The sequence below is a fragment of the Pseudomonas sp. S06B 330 genome (genome assembly GCF_002845275.2).
Classification (GTDB): Bacteria; Pseudomonadota; Gammaproteobacteria; order Pseudomonadales; family Pseudomonadaceae; genus Aquipseudomonas.
Genome location: NZ_CP088149.1, coordinates 5,561,795 through 5,579,068, shown reverse-complemented (window position 1 = coordinate 5,579,068; position 17,274 = coordinate 5,561,795). Strand labels below are relative to the sequence as shown.

The window sequence follows — 17,274 nt, the reverse complement described above, 5'->3', positions numbered from 1 at the left end:
GACTTCCATGAGCAGCGATCTTATCAAACACGTCACTGACGCCACCTTCGAAGCCGAAGTCCTGAAGGCTGAAGGCCCGGTGCTGGTCGACTATTGGGCTGAATGGTGCGGCCCTTGCAAAATGATCGCGCCAGTTCTGGACGATATCGCCGCTACCTACGAGGGCAAACTGACCGTCGCTAAGCTGAACATCGACGATAACCAGGAAACCCCGGCCAAGCACGGCGTGCGTGGCATCCCGACGCTGATGCTGTTCAAGAACGGCAACGTCGAGGCCACCAAGGTCGGCGCACTGTCCAAGTCTCAGCTGGCAGCCTTCCTGGATGCCAATATCTGAGTGAAAAAAGCCCCGCATTCGCCGGGGCTTTTCTTTATCGGGTGACTAGACGCCAGAAAAAGCAGGTGTTACATTCGGCCTCGCACTGATTTTTCGGTGCCCTCTGCACGCCGTCGCCGACGCATCCCTAATTCGAATCAGTACGCGATCCTGTCGCCTTCTTTGCGGCGCGGCTTCATTAAGCCAGAAGCTTAATTCCCCCTTCTTACATGATTACGTCACTCCCCTTATGAACCTGACTGAACTCAAGCAAAAGCCGATTACCGATCTGCTCGAAATGGCCGAACAGATGGGCATAGAAAATATGGCCCGTTCGCGCAAGCAAGATGTGATTTTCTCCCTGTTGAAAAAGCATGCGAAAAGCGGCGAGGAAATCTCCGGTGACGGCGTGCTGGAGATTCTCCAGGACGGCTTCGGCTTCCTGCGCTCGGCTGATGCCTCTTACCTGGCCGGCCCTGACGACATCTATGTCTCGCCAAGCCAGATCCGTCGCTTCAACCTGCGTACCGGCGACACCATCGTTGGTAAGATCCGCCCGCCAAAAGAAGGCGAGCGTTACTTCGCCCTGCTCAAAGTCGACACCATCAACTTCGACCGGCCGGAAAACGCGAAGAACAAGATTCTGTTCGAAAACCTGACGCCGCTGTTCCCTAACGAGCGCCTGAAGATGGAAGCCGGTAACGGTTCCACCGAAGACCTCACCGGCCGGGTAATCGATCTGTGCGCCCCGATCGGTAAAGGTCAGCGTGGCCTGATCGTCGCTCCGCCAAAAGCGGGCAAGACCATCATGCTGCAGAACATCGCGGCCAACATCACCCGTAACAACCCCGAGTGCCACCTGATCGTTCTGCTGATCGACGAGCGCCCGGAAGAAGTGACCGAAATGCAGCGCACCGTGCGCGGCGAAGTGGTTGCTTCGACGTTCGACGAGCCACCAACCCGCCACGTGCAGGTTGCGGAAATGGTCATCGAGAAGGCTAAGCGCCTGGTCGAACACAAAAAAGACGTGGTCATCCTGCTCGACTCGATCACCCGTCTGGCACGTGCCTACAACACCGTGATCCCGAGCTCCGGCAAGGTGCTGACCGGTGGTGTTGATGCCCACGCCCTAGAGAAGCCAAAGCGTTTCTTCGGTGCTGCGCGTAACATCGAAGAAGGCGGCTCGCTGACCATTATCGCCACCGCGCTGGTAGAAACCGGCTCGAAGATGGACGAAGTGATCTACGAAGAGTTCAAGGGCACCGGTAACATGGAGCTGCCGCTGGACCGCAAGATCGCCGAGAAGCGCGTCTTCCCGGCCATCAATATCAACCGTTCGGGCACCCGTCGCGAAGAGCTGCTGACTGCCGACGACGAGCTGCAGCGCATGTGGATCCTGCGCAAGCTGCTGCACCCGATGGATGAAGTCGCGGCCATTGAGTTCCTGATCGACAAGCTCAAGCAGACCAAGACCAACGACGAGTTCTTCTTGTCGATGAAGCGCAAGTAAGCGGTTGCGCTGTGCAGCAGAAGCCGGGGCAACCCGGCTTTTTGCTATCTGTACTTTGGCTATTCTGGCTGGCCGGGTTAGGCGCTACACTTTGCTCCCCCGACCGGCTCGGCGAATACGAGGCTTTTGCATGCAGTATCGCGATTTGCGCGACTTTATCCGTGGCCTGGAACAGCGCGGCGAACTCAAGCGCATCCAGGTTCCGATTTCTCCAGTTCTGGAAATGACTGAAGTCTGCGACCGCACGCTGCGCGCCAAAGGTCCAGCGCTGTTGTTTGAAAAGCCCACAGGCTTTGATATTCCGGTGCTTGGTAACCTGTTTGGCACCCCGGAGCGGGTGGCCATGGGCATGGGCGCCGAGTCGGTCAGCGAGCTGCGTGAAATCGGCAAGCTGCTGGCGTTTCTCAAGGAGCCGGAGCCACCCAAGGGCCTCAAGGATGCCTGGTCGAAGCTGCCGATCTTCAAGAAGGTAGTGTCCATGGCGCCGAAAGTGGTCAAGGATGCAGCCTGTCACGAGGTGATCATTGAAGGTGAAGACGTCGACCTGGGCATGCTGCCGGTGCAGCATTGCTGGCCGGGCGACGTTGCGCCGCTGATTACCTGGGGCCTGACCGTGACCCGCGGGCCAAACAAAGAGCGTCAGAACCTGGGGATCTATCGCCAGCAGGTGATAGGTCGCAACAAGGTCATCATGCGCTGGCTCAGCCACCGTGGCGGTGCCCTGGACTATCGTGAGTGGTGCGAAAAGCACCCTGGCCAGCCGTTCCCGGTCTCGGTCGCCTTGGGTGCAGACCCGGCGACTATTCTCGGCGCTGTCACCCCGGTGCCGGACACATTATCCGAGTACGCGTTCGCTGGCCTGTTGCGCGGCAATCGTACCGAGCTGGTCAAGTGCCGGGGCAATGATCTGCAGGTGCCAGCCACCGCTGAAATCATCCTCGAAGGGGTGATTCATCCCGGTGAGATGGCACCGGAAGGTCCGTATGGCGACCATACCGGCTACTACAATGAAGTGGACAGCTTCCCGGTGTTTACCGTGGAGCGCATCACTCACCGGCAAAAGCCGATCTATCACAGTACCTACACCGGTCGGCCACCAGATGAGCCGGCAATTCTCGGTGTGGCGCTAAACGAAGTGTTCGTGCCGATCCTGCAGAAGCAGTTCCCGGAGATCACTGACTTCTACCTGCCGCCGGAAGGTTGTTCCTACCGCATGGCGGTGGTGACCATGAAGAAGCAGTATCCGGGGCACGCCAAGCGCGTCATGCTCGGGGTCTGGTCGTTTTTGCGACAGTTCATGTACACCAAGTTCGTTATTGTCACAGACGACGACATCAATGCCCGCGACTGGAATGATGTGATCTGGGCGATTACCACGCGCATGGACCCCAAGCGCGACACGGTGATGATCGAGAACACCCCGATCGACTACCTGGACTTTGCCTCGCCCATTTCCGGCCTGGGTTCGAAGATGGGCCTGGATGCGACGAACAAGTGGCCAGGGGAAACCACCCGCGAATGGGGACGGGTCATCGTCAAGGATGAAGCTGTCACCCGGCGGATCGATGAGCTGTGGAATCAGTTGGGAATAGACTAAATGCAGGTAACCTTGCAGCCGTCCGGGGCGGTGTTGGTGCTCAACCCCGGAGAAAGGATTCTCGATGGGGCGCGGCGCCTGGGCTACGACTGTCCGCAGAGTTGCCGCAATGGCAATTGCCATGTCTGCGCTGCGCTGCTGGTTGAAGGGCGGGTGCGTCAGGAAGGGCAGGAGCGTGATCACGGCGAACTGTTCACCTGCATCGCCGAGCCACTGGAGGACTGCGTCTTGTTGTGGGATGGCGTGCTCGCCTTGGGCGAGTTGCCGGTACGGACACTGGCCTGTCAGTTGAGCGAGTGCGTTGAGGTCGGTGGTGACGTCTGGCGGGTGCGCCTGCGGGCGCCCGCTGGTAAACCGCCGCGTTATCACGCCGGGCAGTACCTGATGATTGAACGCGAAAGTGGCGACAAGGCGGCGTTCTCCCTGGCTTCAGCACCCCACAGCGGGCGCGACATCGAGCTGCACGTGCTGGCCCGCGAGAACAGTGCGGTGGAATTGATCGCTCAATTGCAACGCAACGGTATGGCGCGTCTGGAGATGCCCTTTGGCGATACGCATCTGGCCGAGTTGCCTGACGGTCCGCTGGTGCTGATTGCTGCGGGTACCGGTATGGCGCAAATGCACAGCCTGCTCGAACATTGCCGAGCGCAAGGCTTCAAGCATCCGGTCCACCTGTATTGGGGCGTTCGCCTTCCCGAGGACTTCTACCAGATCGAGCATTGGGCCGAGTGGGAGCAATTGCCGAACCTATACCTGCACAAGGTCGTCAGCGATCTGTGTGGTTGGGAAGGGCGCTGCGGGATGCTGCATGAGGCGGTCTGCGAGGACTTGAACGATCTGGCGGGTGTGCATGTTTATGCCAGCGGTTCGCCCAATATGATTTATGCCACCCTCGATGCACTGGTTGAAGCGGGAATGGACGCTCACCAGATGCGCGCCGATGTATTCGCTTATGCACCTCGTAGCGAGTGACGGAATAAGGCACGCTGCAATAGCGTGCCCGCTTTAATAACCCAGACTGTGGGTGCGCGGCATAAGACGATTATTATTGCCAGCAAGGTAAATAACTTTCGCTACACTTGAAACAACACCCGGTTGTTGGCGCAAAGCCTCGAGCTAGGGCGCCTCCGGGGTGTGGTGAGGCTTGTGTTCAATACGTAATCTGCCGTACGGTAAGTACGCGGGTAACGTATTCGTTTACAGTAACTCACTTCAGTAGTTCACGAGGAATCCTGGCGGCAGCTATGTCGGCAATTGAAACTGCATCCTTGAATGTGGCCTATCCTCCGTTGCTCGACTTCGGACAACAACTGTCTCGCGAGCAACTTCAACTTTCGGTTCACCACACCATGTCCCGGCATCAGGGTGGCCCGGTCTGGCTGTTTGCCTACGGTTCGCTGATCTGGCGGCCGGAATGCAATGCCGAAGAGCGTCGGCGGGCTCGAGTGCATGGCTATCACCGCGGCCTGTACCTGTGGTCCCACGAACATCGGGGTACCCCAGAGTGCCCGGGCCTGGTCTTTGGTCTGGACCGAGGTGGTTCTTGCAGTGGCTTTGCCTATCGCTTGCCACAGGAGCGCCTGGAAGACTCGCTGTTGGCCTTGTGGCAACGTGAGATGCCTTACCCGGCCTATCGTCCCCATTGGCTCAATTGCCGTCTCGAAGATGGCAGCAAGGTCCAGGCCCTGGGATTTGTGCTGGAGCGGCACTTGCCGTGCTATGCGGGTAACCTGCCGGATGATCTGCTCAGTCAGATCTTCGCCAATGCCAAGGGGCGGTATGGCAGCACCCGCGACTATGTCGAGCAAACCCTTCAGGCCTTGCGCAGTCATGCCATGCCGGATCGTAACCTGGAGGCCCGGTTTCGGCGCTGCCATGCATTACCGCCGCCACAACAAAATCATTTCTCTGCGCCGTAACAACGTGTTCGCTTCGCGTCCAATCGCAGCTTGACGGCAGCGGCTACAACGCTGATCAGCGCGTGGTCACCACCAATTTGCCCACGGCCTTGCGCTGACCGAGCATATCAATAGCCGCGCCCGCTTCACTCAGCGGGAAGGTCTGTGACACCAGTGGCTTGAGCTTGCCCTCGGCGAACCAGGCGAACAGTTGCTTGAAGTTCGCCGCGTTATCCTCCGGCTGGCGCTGGGCGAATGCGCCCCAGAATACTCCGAGCACCGCGGCACCTTTGAGTAACGCCAGGTTCACTGGCAACTCCGGGATGCGCCCACTGGCAAAGCCCACCACCAGCAGACGGCCGTTCCAGGCAATGCCACGCACTGCTTGATCGAACAGGTCGCCGCCGACTGGATCGTAGATCACGTCAGCACCATTGCCGCCGGTTAGGCGCTTGATCTCGTCCTTGAGGCTGTGTTCGCTGTAGTTGATCAGCTCATCGGCGCCAGCGGCCTTGGCGACAGCGAGTTTTTCGGCGCTGCTGGCAGCAGCGATCACCCGTGCGCCCATGGCCTTGCCGATTTCCACTGCCGCTAATCCGACACCGCCCGACGCACCCAGCACCAGCAGGGTTTCGCCGGCCTTGAGCTGGCCGCGTTGCTGCAGAGCATGCATCGAGGTGCCGTAAGTCATGCCAAAGGCGGCTGCACGGGTGAAGTCCATTTGCTCAGGAATTGGCAGCACGTTGTAGGCGGGTACTGCCACCTGTTCGGCAAAACTCCCCCAGCCGGTCAGGGCCATGACCCGGTCACCGACTTTGAGATTGGTGACCTTTTCACCCACCGCGCTGACGACGCCGGCAGCTTCGCCACCGGGAGAGAAGGGCAGTGATGGCTTGAACTGATACTTGCCCTCGATGATCAGTGTGTCGGGAAAGTTGACCCCGGCCGCATGCACATCGAGGAGAATCTCGTTCTTTTTTGCTACGGGGCTGGCGACCTCTTCCAGGACCAAGCCCTGAGCCGGGCCCAGGGTTTTGCACAACACTGCTTTCATCGGGACTATTCCTTTGCGCGTAGTGGCCGATAAGTGTAGGTGGGTCAGGTGCCGGGTCAACGAGCATGGCCCGTCCTGATAGGCCGACATAAGCCCGGGCTTGGGTTTGACCGGTGCGCTGGGTATGCTGGCGCCAACTGTTTGAGGAGCGAATTCGTGAAAGCGTGGATCTTGATGGTACTGGCGCTGATGCTGCCGATGGCGGCCATGGCCGAAGAAGCCAAGGAAGGGGAACCGAAGGTCTCCTACATTTCCCTGAGCCCACCCTTCGTTGGCAACTATGCCCTGGATGGCGGCCCGAAGCTGCGCGTGTACAAAGCCGACGTTGCCCTGCGGGTAAACAGCGATGTGGCGGCGACTGCGGTCAAGCACCATGAACCGCTGATCCGCAATCAACTGGTGGCGCTGTTCACCCAGCAGAACCTGGAAAGCATGAGTAATGTCGAGGCCAAGGAAAAGCTGCGTCAGGAAGCCCTGAAGCAGGTCCAACAAGTGTTGGAGAACGAAGAAGGCAAGCCGCTGGTTGATGACCTGCTGTTCAACAACCTGATTGTGCAGTAATCAGGATGTCAGGCTGCTGCGGAAACGTCTCAAGGCAATAGCAAAGAACGCCAGGCCAATGGCGGTCAGCGCCAGAAGATCCGGCCAGACTACCGTCAGGCCGGCGTCGCGGAACAGGATCGCAGCGCTGAGGCTGACAAAGTGGGTCGAAGGCGATAGCTGCATTACCCACTGTAGCCATTGCGGCATGCTGTCTAGCGGTGTACTGCCCCCGGACAGCAAGAGCATGGGGATGATCACCGGAATCGCCAGCAGGCCGAATTGCGGGGTCGAGCGCGCCAGGGTGGCGAGAAAAATTCCCAGTGCAGTACTGGCAAACAGGTACAGCGCGGTAACCGCCAGGAACAAGCTCAGCGAGCCTGCTAGCGGGACGCCCAGGGCGCCTTTGACCACCACCTCCAGCGATATCCAAGTGCACAGCACCACCACTAGGGCATTGCTGCCGATTTTTGCCAGCATGATCTCCAGCGCTGTCAGTGGCAGCACCAGCAGGTGATCGAGGGTGCCATGTTCACGTTCGCGCAATAGAGCGGTGCCGGTGAGAACAATCGCCAGGATGGTGATGTTGTTGACGATCTGGATTACCGCCAGAAACCAGCCGCCTTCCAGGTTCGGGTTGAAGAGTGCCCTTGGGCTGATCAGCGCCGGGATGTTGGCTGCGGCAGAACCCTGGTTGGCATAGTCGAGCAACTCGCGTTCGAAGATTCGTCCAATGTAGCCGGCGCCCATGAACGCCTGGCTCATGGCCGTGGCGTCGACATTGACCTGCAGTTCCGGCGAACGTCCGGCCAGCAAGTCGCTTTGAAAATTCACCGGTATATTGATCACGAATGTGTACAGGCCGCTGTCCATGGCCTGGTCCAGCTGATCGTAGGCGAGCGGCACTGCAGGCTGGAACTCGGGTGGCTGCAGGGCTTCGGCGAGCTTGCGCGAAACCATGCTGTGGTCTTCGTCGATTACTGCCACGCTGGCATTGTGCACGCCGATGATCGATCCCGCTGCCGGCATGTAGATCGCCACGCTGAAGGCATAGAGCAGAAACAGCAGCAGTACGCTGTCGTGGCGCAGACTGGTCAGTTCCTTCAGGCCCAGGCGCAGGGTGTGTGCCAAACGATGCATCAGACCTCCTGCTTCTTCAGCATGGCCAGGCTCAGGCCGGTGAAACCGAGGAAGAAACCCAGCAGCGCCAGGCACTGCGGCCATAGCTCACGCAGACTCAGCGCCTTGGTGAAGGTGCCGACGGCGATATCGAGAAAGTAGCCAGCCGGGAACAGTTGCCCCATCAGCGCAGCCGAGCCATCGAGTGAGGAGCGCGGTACGATCAGCCCGGAGAATTGGATGGTCGGCAGGCTGGTGATGATCATGGTGCCGAGGATCGCGGCAATTTGCGTGCGGGTGAAGGCGGAGATCAGCAGGCCCAGGCTGGTGGTTGCCAGCAGGTACAACAGCCCACCACAGGCCAGTGCCACGGCGCTACCTTTGAACGGCACACCAAACAGCCAGCGGTTCATTGCCACTAGCAAGGCCAGATTGACCAGGCTGATGGCCAGGTACGGCGCCTGCTTGCCGAGCAGGAACTCCAGGCGGGTCAGTGGCGTAGCATAAAAGTTGGTGATCGAGCCCAGTTCTTTCTCGCGAACGATACCCAAGGCCGTGAGCATGGCGGGAATGAAGGCGAGGATCAGCGCCATCACCCCCGGGCCGATAGCATTGACGCTGACCACATCTTGGTTGTAGCGAAAGCGGGTCTCCAGGCGTACCGGTGTTTGTCCGGGGAGTGCCTGGCTGCTCAGCGCCGCCAATTGCTCAAGGTTGGCCTGGTGCACGGCTTCGACGTAGTTGCGGCTGGTCTCGGCGCGAAACGGCATGCCGCCGTCGAGCCAGGCGGCCACCACTGGCTGGCGTCCGGCGTGCAGGTCGCGAGCAAACCCGGGTGGGATCTCCAGGGCCAATTTGATTTCTGAACGCTGCAGACGCTTATGCAACTGTGCCGAATCGCGAATGGGTGGTTGTTCGGCGAAATAGCGTGAGCCGCGGAAGGCTTCAAGGTAAGCCCTGCTTTGTGGGGTCTGATCCTGGTCGTAGACGGCGAACGCGAGGTTTTCCACATCCAGCGAAATGCCGTAGCCGAAGATCACCATCATGAACAAGGCGCCGAGCAGGGCGAAGGCCAAGCGAACTTTGTCACGCAGCAACTCTTTGCCTTCGCGGGTAGCCACGGCGAACAGGCGTCTGATGCTGAAACCCTGGGACATCAACAGTGGCACTGTCGCGGCGGGTGCATCCAGTTGCTTTGTAGCGGCAGACGTTTCGCTCGTACCTTGGGCTTGTTCAAGACAGGTGACAAATGCGTCTTCCAGGGTGGCGCCGGCGAACTGCTGCTGGAGTGCGGCAGGTGTGTCGCAAGCCAATACCTTACCGGCGTGCATCAGGCTGATGCGGTCACAACGCAGCGCCTCGTTCATGAAGTGGGTGGAGAGGAAGATAGTCACCCCTTGATCCCGTGACAGTTCGATCAGCAAGCGCCAAAAGTCATCACGGGCAGCCGGGTCGACCCCCGAAGTCGGTTCGTCGAGGATCAGCACTTCAGGCCGGTGCAGGACTGCCACCGCCAATGACAGGCGTTGGCGCAGGCCCAACGGCAAGGCCCCGGATTGCTGGTCGGCGATTGCGCCGAGGTCAAAGCGCTCGATCAGCTCGGCGATACGCGGTGCGCTGTCAGCCTTGGGCAGATCGAACAGTCGGGCGTGCAGTTCCAGGTTCTGGCGCACGCTCAGCTCGCCATACAGCGAGAAACTCTGCGACATGAAACCGACCCGCTTGCGCGTGGCCAGGTCTTTGGCGTCCACGGGTCGACCCAGCAGGGTGGCGCTGCCTTCGCTGGCCGGCATCAATCCGGTGAGCACTTTCATGGTAGTGGTCTTGCCGCAGCCGTTGGAGCCGAGAAAGCCGAAGATTTCACCGCGACCGATGGCGAAGCTGACCTTGTTCACCGCAGTGAAATCCCCGAAGCGCAGGGTCAGTTCATGCGCTTCGATCGCAATCGTCGTGTCGCCGTCAGGGCGCGGAGGAATCTGCAGGGGTTGCGCGGCGTGTGCACTGTCGCCTTGGTAATGAGTGAAGGCGTCATCCAGCTTGCCGCTGGCGGTGACGCCGGCAAGTTCGGCGCTAAGCCCTGAGGCAATTAATTTGCCGCGATCGAGCATCAGGCAGTGTTCAAACTGCTCGGCCTCCTCCATGTACGCCGTGGCTACCAACAGGGTCAACTGCGGTCGATCCTTGCGGACCTGCTCCACGAGTTCCCAAAAACGTCGGCGTGACAATGGGTCTACACCTGTTGTTGGCTCGTCGAGGATCAACAAGTCCGGTTCGTGGATCAGGGCACAGCACAATCCGAGCTTCTGCTTCATGCCACCGGACAACTTGCCGGCAGGTCGCTCGGCAAAGCGTTCGAGGTCGGTGGCTAGCAGCAGGTTGTGCATGCGCCGCTCGCATTCCACCGCGCTGAGACCGAACAGGGTAGCGAAGAAACGGATGTTTTCGCGGATCGACAACTCGGGGTAGAGGTTGTTGCCCAGCCCCTGAGGCATAAAGGCGATACGCGGGTATAGGCTATTGCGGTGGCGGCGCTTGCGGATTGAGCCGCCGAGCACTGAGAGCTCACCGTTTTGCAGTTTTTTCACCCCGGCAATCAGACCGAGCAGGCTGGATTTGCCGGCTCCATCCGGGCCGATCAGGCCGCAGCGAGTGCCCGCAGGCAGATTGAAGGTGATGTCCTGCAGGGCGCCCAGCTTGCCATAACGATGGCTGATACCCTCGGCCTGCAGCGCCAGTGCGTTCATTGCAGGTTGGCCGGCCAGTCCACTTCAGCGGTGCGCACGTAGCCTGCGCCTGGCATGCCAGGCTTGGCTTGCGGCACGGCGCTGGGTTCGGTTAGGCGCAGCTTGACCCGAAACACCAGCTTTTGCCGTTCGTCGCGGGTTTCCACTTGTTTTGGCGTGAACTGAGCTTTGGCAGCCACAAAGGCAATCTTCGCTGGCAGAGCCTTTTCCGGCAGGGCATCGAGCACTACTCGGGCCTGATCGCCGACGGTCAGCCGACCGCTGGTCGACGCTGGCAGGTAGAGGTTCATGTACTGGTCATTGGGGTCGATCAGCATCAATACCCGCCCACCCGCGCCAAGGACTTCACCGGGCTCGGCCAGGCGCAACTGAATGATGCCGTTGATCGGCGCACGTAGGCTGCTGTCGTCGATTTCACTGGTGAGTTGGGCGACTTGAGCCTGGGCGGCACCGATGGCGGCCTTGATGGCTGCCAGTTGAGCACGTGCGGCGACGACTGCAGAGTTGGCCGTGTCATAACGTGCTTGCTGCTGGTCGAGCAATTGTTGGCTGGCGTATTTGCGCAGGAAAATTTCCCGTACGCGCTTGAGTTCCTGGCTGGCCAGTAGCAGTTCGCTTTGGCGCAGTTGCACGTTGGCCTGGGCGGCAGAGTAGTTTTCCTGGGCGCGCAGTACTTCTGCCTCAGCCTGGTTACGCTGGGCCTCGAGGGTGCGGGTGTCGATACGGGCTAAAAGTTGGCCCTGAGTAACCTTGTCACCTTCATCGGCCAGTACTTCGGCCAGGCGTCCAGGAATCTTGGTGGCGATCTGCACTTCAGTGGCTTCGAGCCGGCCGTTGCCCATGCTCAGGCCGTCGGGCAAGCGATCGTGCAGGGATTTCCAGTAGCCCAGGCCGCCCGCAGCCAGAAGCAGGGCGATCAAGGCGCCAGCGAACAGTTTTGGGGTATGTTGGCTCATCAGTCTGCATCCTGCTGCATTCACGTCAGAGTGTGACGTGGCACCGATCCTGGCGCGTTGATATTGGTCAATCAGTCCGCAATCCTACGCTGTTTAGCGTAAGGCGAGTACCGCAGCCCATTGTTCGGGAGTCACCGGCATCACTGACAGGCGACTGCCTTTCTGTACCAGGGGTAGTTCGGCCAGGGCGGTCTGTTGCTTGAGGTATCCCAGGCCCAAGATCTTGCTGAAAGTCTCTACGTGAGCAACGTCGACGGCGCTCCAAGGGTTTTTGTCTTCATTGGCTTTGGCGTCGAAATAGTGGCTTTGCGGGTCCAGGGCTGTCGGGTCGGGGTAGGCGGCGGCACTGATCTTGGCGATACCGGCAATGCCGGGCTCGGGGCAGCTGGAGTGGTAGAAGAAAAATTGGTCACCCACTGCCATGGTGCGCAGGAAATTGCGTGCCTGATAGTTACGAACACCGTCCCAGCGCGCCTGTTTCAAGCGTGCCAGATCCTTGATCGAGAGTTCATCGGGCTCGGATTTCATCAGCCAATAGGCCATGGGTGCTGCTCCTGACAAAATTTGAAATAACCTGTTGCATGAAACCGACAGTCGGTTGGCGTCAAGGTTTGCGTGTCGACGCGCGTTGTCGGAGAATGCGCCCATTTTAAGCTTGACGCTGCTGCAACCCATAAAAATGTTGCTGACACGTGATCAGTTTGCCTGAGGGGGGCAATCGATGAATCGCAAACCGGACTTGCTCTGGATTTTGGTATTTTTGTTCGGTTTGGGTGTGGTCACTACCGGTTATGCGCAAAGCCTATGGGAGCGCAAGCTCGACGCTCCTTATGAGATGCCGGTCAATTCGCAACAGCGTTGATCGCTGTGCTTGCGCCTCTTAGCCAGGCGCCAGGTACCAGCCACGGTCCGAGACCGTTCCTTGTAGTGGTACATCCCAACTGGCTTGGGCCAGTCGTTCGACCTTTTGGCATTCATGTGCCAGCCCCAGCAGCAAAGGCTTTTTCCACGCCTTTCGGCGGGCCTGATAGGCCAGGCTTCGATCGTAGAAGCCACCGCCCATGCCCAGTCGGCCACCCACCTCGTCGAATCCCACCAATGGCAGCAGGATCAGGTCCAGTGCCCAGATTGGTCGTTGCCGCGCCAAGCTGATGTGTGGCTCGGGGATGCGAAAGCGGTTGGGGCGCAATTTTTCGCCGTGTTCGATGCGTTGAAAGACCATTTTGCTTCTTGGCCAAGCCTGCAGCACCGGTAAGTAGGTGCGCTTGCCGCGCCGCTGAGCTTCGCGCAACAACAGGCGGGGGTCGATCTCGCAATCATTGGGCAAATACAGGGCGATGTGCCTGGCGCGGCGAAACAGTGGATGCTGGGCCAGTTGCCGGTACAGTCCACGCGCAGCCTGGCGTTGCTCGGCTGGGCTCAGGGCGCGACGGGCATCTCGTAACAGGCGGCGAAGTTGGGGGCGGGTGAGCGGCGCGGTGTCGGTCATGGCACGGGCGTTCCCAGAGAGGGCTGTCGCCGAAGGCGACAGCTCGATTGCACGCGTGTGACGCGAACAAAGGTAATTCAGGCTCCCCGACGAACCGCTGTCGGTGTAGCCCTTGAACCCGAAAGTTCAAGGTGGAGATTGCAGGAGGCGTTCAGGCTTTCCGTCAAGCGGACATGCACACCGGCCCCAACGTGCAACCCCCGTGGTTGTGCGTATCGGCTCAGGGACATGACCGACTGGCAAGCACTCCAGGGAGTGGCGCCAGTATACTGAAACTCAACGGGGTTTTGTATCCGCATCGTCGGTCAGGGCCTGATCGACTCGTTCCAGCAGGTCGCGCACCTGTTCACGGCTGGCACCCGTTGGCACTTCAGGGCGTTCCTGGTTGTGCAGCAGGTCGTGGGTGATGTTCAGCGCAGCCATCACCGCGATCCGGTCGGCGCCAATGACTTTGCCGCTGCTGCGGATTTCGCGCATCTTGCCATCCAGGTAGCGCGCTGCGCTGACTAGGTTGCTGCGCTCTTCGGGCGGACAGATGATCGAATATTCTTTGTCGAGGATCTGAACGGTGACGCTATTGCTTGAACTCATGAGTCTTGCTCCAGGGCCTTGAGTCGCAAAATCATCGATTCGACCTTACGCCGGGCGATTTCGTTTTTTTCGATGAGGTGGGCGCGCTCCTCGCGCCAGGACTTTTCCTGAGCTATTAGGAGTGCGTTTTGCCGTTTTAGTTGCTCGACCCGCTCAATCAGCAGTTCGAATCGGCCCATCAGCGTTTGCAGATCGTTCTCTTGCATTGGTTGCCACTCGATTCGGTCTGGCGGGTGGTTGCCCGGTTTATGCCCCGGCCTGCCCCGAGTTGGCCGCGTCGATGGTCTTGGCGCGCCTGCCGGTGCTAGGATACAAGGTCTTCATTCTAGTCATTGCGCCGTCTGGCGCCTAGTTGCCCATGCCCAATACCAATTCGCCGTACACCGCTTTCGCCACTTTGCTCAGCAGCAACGGGCATCCTGTATCCCCTGCCGAACTGCACGGGCTGTTGCTCGGACGCAGTTGCACCGGTGCCGGCTTTGATGCCGAAGCCTGGTTGGCCGATGCCGCGCACCTGCTGGAAAATGATCCGGCAGACAACGTTCGTAACGCTTTGATCGGTCTACAAGAGATGGTCAAGGGTGAGCTCACCGGTGACGATATCACTGTCGTGCTGTTGCTGCCGGGCGATGATGTCGCGCTGACTGAACGCGCCGCGGCCCTGGGTGAGTGGTGCAAGGGCTTCCTCTATGGCTTTGGTCTGAACGCCGGTGGCTTGACCTTGAGCATCGAGGCCAAGGAAGTCCTGCAGGATCTGGATGCCATTTCCCAGGTTCAGGACGCTCTGGAAGAATCCGAAGACGGCGAAAGCGACTATATGGAAGTAATGGAATACCTGCGCGTCGCTCCGCTGCTGCTGTACACCGAGCTGGCCAAGCCAGTCGAGCCTGCAGCCAAACCTTCGCTGCACTGATTGCAGAGGGACCCCACTGCCCATGAGCCATATCCCCAAGTCGGAATACGCCCGTCGACGCAAGGCGCTGATGGCGCAGATGGAGCCCAACAGCATTGCCATCCTGCCCGCCGCTGCGGTTGCCATTCGCAACCGTGACGTCGAGCATGTGTACCGCCAGGACAGCGACTTCCAGTACTTGAGCGGCTTCCCCGAGCCTGAAGCGGTGATTGCCCTGATCCCCGGTCGTGAGCACGGCGAATACGTACTGTTCTGCCGTGAACGCAATCCCGAGCGTGAGCTCTGGGATGGCCTGCGCGCCGGTCAGGAAGGTGCGATCCGCGATTTTGGCGCCGATGACGCCTTTCCCATCACGGACATCGACGACATCCTGCCCGGTCTGATCGAAGGCCGTGACCGGGTCTACTCGGCCATGGGCAGCAACCCGGAATTCGACCGTCACCTGATGGACTGGATCAACGTGATCCGCTCCAAGGCCCGCCTAGGCGCCCAGCCACCGAACGAATTCGTTGCCCTGGATCATCTGCTGCATGACATGCGCCTGTATAAGTCGGCGGCAGAAGTGAAAGTAATGCGTGAGGCGGCGGCAATTTCTGCCCGGGCTCACGTCAGAGCCATGCAGGCCTGCCGTGCAGGGTTACGCGAATACAGCCTGGAGGCCGAGCTCGATTACGAGTTCCGCAAGGGCGGGGCGAAGATGCCGGCCTATGGCTCTATCGTTGCCGCTGGCCGCAACGGCTGCATCCTGCACTACCAGGAGAATGACGCGCTGCTTAAAGACGGGGACCTGGTGCTGATTGACGCGGGCTGCGAGATCGATTGCTACGCCAGCGACATCACCCGGACCTTTCCGGTCAGCGGGCAGTTCTCGCCGGAGCAAAAGGCGATCTACGAACTGGTACTCAAGGCGCAGGAGGCGGCGTTTGCCGTGATTGCACCAGGCAAGCACTGGAACCACGCCCATGAGGCGACGGTGCAGGTGATCACTGAAGGCCTGGTCGCGTTGGGCCTGCTCAAAGGTGATGTACAGGCGCTGATCGAAAGTGAGGCCTACCGGGCTTTCTACATGCACCGCGCCGGGCACTGGCTGGGCATGGATGTGCACGATGTTGGTGAATACAAGGTCGGAGGTCAGTGGCGTGAGCTCGAACCGGGTATGGCCCTGACGGTGGAGCCAGGCATCTACATCGGTGCCGATAACCAGAGCGTCGCGAAAAAATGGCGTGGTATTGGTGTACGTATCGAGGATGACGTAGTGGTAACAAAGCAGGGCTGTGAAATCCTGACCTCAGGTGTTCCCAAGACAGTGGCCGAAATCGAAGCCTTGATGGCTGCTGCGCGCAGTGCTGCGGCATGAATCGGGTCAACCTGGCAATCATTGGCGGTGGCCTGGTTGGCGCGAGCCTGGCGCTTACCCTGCAAGCCGGTGCCAAGACGCGTGGCTGGAAGATTCTGCTGATTGAGCCGTTCGCGCCGGGCGACAGCTACCAACCGAGCTATGACGCCCGCTCCTCGGCTTTGTCTTTCGGCACCCGACAGATTTATGAGCGTTTGGGCCTGTGGCAGCAGATCAGCCGCCGCGCCGAACCGATCCGCCAGATCCAGGTGTCCGACCGTGGCCGCTTTGGTGCGACGCGTCTGGACGCGCTGGAAGAGGGCGTGCCAGCCCTGGGTTATGTGGTGGAGAACGCCTGGCTCGGCCAGTGCCTGTGGAAAGGCTTGGACGCCGAAGTGGTAAGTTGGCGCTGCCCGGCAGAAGTGACGGCTATGCAGGCGCTGGAGGACGGTTATCAGCTGACGCTCAATGACGATACGGTGGTCGAATGCGACCTGGCGGTGCTGGCCGATGGTGGTCGATCCGGCCTGCGCGAGCAACTGGGTATTCATGTCAGCTCGCGGCCGTACAACCAGAGTGCCCTGATTGCCAATATCACGCCGAGCGAAGCCCACTGTGGTCAGGCGTTTGAGCGCTTCACCGATGAGGGGCCGATGGCGCTGCTACCTTTGCCGGAAAACCGCTGTGCGCTGGTCTGGACCCGTGCCGGCATGGACGCCAAACGCTTGGCCGAAGTGGACGAGCGCAGCTTCCTCAGCGAATTGCAAAGTGTGTTCGGTTACCGCTTGGGCACCTTGCGCCAGGTCGGTGCGCGGCACCTGTATCCCTTGTCGTTGATCGAGGCTCAGGAGCAGGTGCGTCCGCATCTGGTGGTTCTGGGCAATGCCGCCCATAGCCTGCACCCAATTGCCGGTCAGGGTTTCAACCTGTCTCTGCGCGATGTGCAGGCGTTGGCCGAAGGTTTGCTGGCAGGTCCTGCTGTTCCTGGTGACTTTGCCACGCTGCAGGCCTATCGCGAGCGCCAGCGCCTAGATCAGGAGCTGACCGTGGGCTTCTCCGACCGCGTCACCCGCTTGTTTGGCAGCGCGCAACCGCTGATTGCCACCGGGCGCAACCTGGGGCTGTTAGGGCTCGACCTGTTGCCCCCGGCCAAACGTTGGTTTGCCCGGCAGGCCATGGGCCTGGGAACCCGCCCGGACTCACGGAGCTGA

Annotated in this window: 18 protein-coding genes and 1 other RNA gene; 10 read left to right on the top strand and 9 right to left on the bottom strand. The window is 60.0% G+C overall.

Going from position 1 to position 17,274, the window contains the following annotated elements; genetic code table 11:
- The first annotated feature begins 7 nt into the window (after positions 1-7).
- The 5 genes from trxA to CX511_RS25080 all read left to right on the top strand — a co-directional run bounded on the left by trxA (position 8) and on the right by CX511_RS25080 (position 5,342).
- Positions 8-337 carry a thioredoxin TrxA gene (gene trxA, locus CX511_RS25100; protein ID WP_045181514.1) on the top strand — a complete coding sequence of 110 codons (330 nt, stop codon included), beginning with the start codon at positions 8-10 and terminating at the stop codon, positions 335-337.
- A 229-nt stretch (positions 338-566) separates the two neighbouring features.
- Complete coding sequence (gene rho / locus CX511_RS25095) at positions 567-1,826, top strand: transcription termination factor Rho (protein WP_028942380.1); 1,260 nt, start codon at positions 567-569, stop codon at positions 1,824-1,826.
- Positions 1,827-1,956: 130 nt separating this feature from the next.
- Positions 1,957-3,423: a 4-hydroxy-3-polyprenylbenzoate decarboxylase gene (ubiD, locus tag CX511_RS25090; RefSeq protein WP_045181516.1), complete on the top strand. Its 1,467-nt coding sequence runs from the start codon at positions 1,957-1,959 to the stop codon at positions 3,421-3,423.
- Positions 3,424-4,395 (top strand): CDP-6-deoxy-delta-3,4-glucoseen reductase, encoded by a 972-nt coding sequence (locus CX511_RS25085; protein WP_101293173.1) that lies wholly within the window; start codon positions 3,424-3,426, stop codon positions 4,393-4,395.
- Between the two features lie 272 nt (positions 4,396-4,667).
- Positions 4,668-5,342 carry a gamma-glutamylcyclotransferase gene (locus CX511_RS25080; RefSeq protein ID WP_045181522.1) on the top strand — a complete coding sequence of 225 codons (675 nt, stop codon included), beginning with the start codon at positions 4,668-4,670 and terminating at the stop codon, positions 5,340-5,342.
- Between the two features lie 55 nt (positions 5,343-5,397).
- Here the strand turns inward: CX511_RS25080 and CX511_RS25075 are convergent, their stop codons facing one another.
- Positions 5,398-6,375 carry an NADPH:quinone oxidoreductase family protein gene (locus tag CX511_RS25075; RefSeq protein WP_045181526.1) on the bottom strand — a complete coding sequence of 326 codons (978 nt, stop codon included), beginning with the start codon at positions 6,373-6,375 and terminating at the stop codon, positions 5,398-5,400.
- A gap of 156 nt (positions 6,376-6,531) precedes the next feature.
- Between CX511_RS25075 and CX511_RS25070 the strand changes: the two genes are divergently transcribed.
- The gene (locus tag CX511_RS25070; RefSeq protein WP_101293172.1) at positions 6,532-6,936 is read left to right on the top strand and encodes a flagellar basal body-associated protein FliL; all 405 of its coding nucleotides are present in this window, start codon (positions 6,532-6,534) and stop codon (positions 6,934-6,936) included.
- On the opposite strand, the gene CX511_RS25065 is transcribed toward CX511_RS25070, so the two are convergent.
- The 4 genes from CX511_RS25065 to CX511_RS25050 form a co-directional block, all read right to left on the bottom strand.
- Positions 6,937-8,055, bottom strand: a complete 1,119-nt coding sequence (locus CX511_RS25065; RefSeq protein ID WP_045181532.1) for an ABC transporter permease — start codon at positions 8,053-8,055, stop codon at positions 6,937-6,939.
- Positions 8,055-10,778 (bottom strand): ribosome-associated ATPase/putative transporter RbbA, encoded by a 2,724-nt coding sequence (gene rbbA, locus CX511_RS25060; protein WP_101293171.1) that lies wholly within the window; start codon positions 10,776-10,778, stop codon positions 8,055-8,057. Before rbbA ends, CX511_RS25065 begins: the two co-directional genes overlap by 1 nt.
- Positions 10,775-11,734 (bottom strand): HlyD family secretion protein, encoded by a 960-nt coding sequence (locus tag CX511_RS25055; protein ID WP_045181536.1) that lies wholly within the window; start codon positions 11,732-11,734, stop codon positions 10,775-10,777. The genes rbbA and CX511_RS25055 overlap by 4 nt, the downstream gene beginning before the upstream one ends.
- Positions 11,735-11,827: 93 nt before the next feature.
- Positions 11,828-12,277, bottom strand: a complete 450-nt coding sequence (locus CX511_RS25050) for an EVE domain-containing protein (protein WP_045181539.1) — start codon at positions 12,275-12,277, stop codon at positions 11,828-11,830.
- 178 nt (positions 12,278-12,455) lie between these two features.
- On the opposite strand from CX511_RS25050, the gene CX511_RS25045 reads away from it, so the two are divergent.
- Entirely contained in the window at positions 12,456-12,596 is a 141-nt protein-coding gene (locus CX511_RS25045; RefSeq protein WP_177327751.1) for a hypothetical protein, read from the top strand.
- Positions 12,597-12,614: 18 nt separating this feature from the next.
- Here CX511_RS25045 and CX511_RS25040 read toward each other — a convergent pair whose 3' ends face one another.
- The 4 genes from CX511_RS25040 to CX511_RS25025 all read right to left on the bottom strand — a co-directional run bounded on the left by CX511_RS25040 (position 12,615) and on the right by CX511_RS25025 (position 14,020).
- Positions 12,615-13,223 carry a 5-formyltetrahydrofolate cyclo-ligase gene (locus tag CX511_RS25040; protein ID WP_045181542.1) on the bottom strand — a complete coding sequence of 203 codons (609 nt, stop codon included), beginning with the start codon at positions 13,221-13,223 and terminating at the stop codon, positions 12,615-12,617.
- Between the two features lie 79 nt (positions 13,224-13,302).
- Positions 13,303-13,481, bottom strand: a non-coding RNA gene (gene ssrS, locus CX511_RS25035) — 6S RNA.
- Positions 13,482-13,499: 18 nt separating this feature from the next.
- Complete coding sequence (locus CX511_RS25030) at positions 13,500-13,814, bottom strand: cell division protein ZapA (RefSeq protein WP_045181545.1); 315 nt, start codon at positions 13,812-13,814, stop codon at positions 13,500-13,502.
- Positions 13,811-14,020 carry a TIGR02449 family protein gene (locus CX511_RS25025; RefSeq protein ID WP_045181548.1) on the bottom strand — a complete coding sequence of 70 codons (210 nt, stop codon included), beginning with the start codon at positions 14,018-14,020 and terminating at the stop codon, positions 13,811-13,813. The genes CX511_RS25030 and CX511_RS25025 overlap by 4 nt, the downstream gene beginning before the upstream one ends.
- A gap of 152 nt (positions 14,021-14,172) precedes the next feature.
- On the opposite strand from CX511_RS25025, the gene CX511_RS25020 reads away from it, so the two are divergent.
- Genes CX511_RS25020 through ubiH form a run of 3 tightly spaced genes read left to right on the top strand, consistent with a single transcriptional unit; the run spans position 14,173 to position 17,274 of the window.
- Positions 14,173-14,727, top strand: a complete 555-nt coding sequence (locus CX511_RS25020) for a YecA/YgfB family protein (protein ID WP_045181551.1) — start codon at positions 14,173-14,175, stop codon at positions 14,725-14,727.
- Positions 14,728-14,749: 22 nt separating this feature from the next.
- Positions 14,750-16,084, top strand: a complete 1,335-nt coding sequence (gene pepP / locus CX511_RS25015; RefSeq protein ID WP_045181554.1) for a Xaa-Pro aminopeptidase — start codon at positions 14,750-14,752, stop codon at positions 16,082-16,084.
- Positions 16,081-17,274 carry a 2-octaprenyl-6-methoxyphenyl hydroxylase gene (gene ubiH, locus CX511_RS25010; protein ID WP_101293170.1) on the top strand — a complete coding sequence of 398 codons (1,194 nt, stop codon included), beginning with the start codon at positions 16,081-16,083 and terminating at the stop codon, positions 17,272-17,274. The genes pepP and ubiH overlap by 4 nt, the downstream gene beginning before the upstream one ends.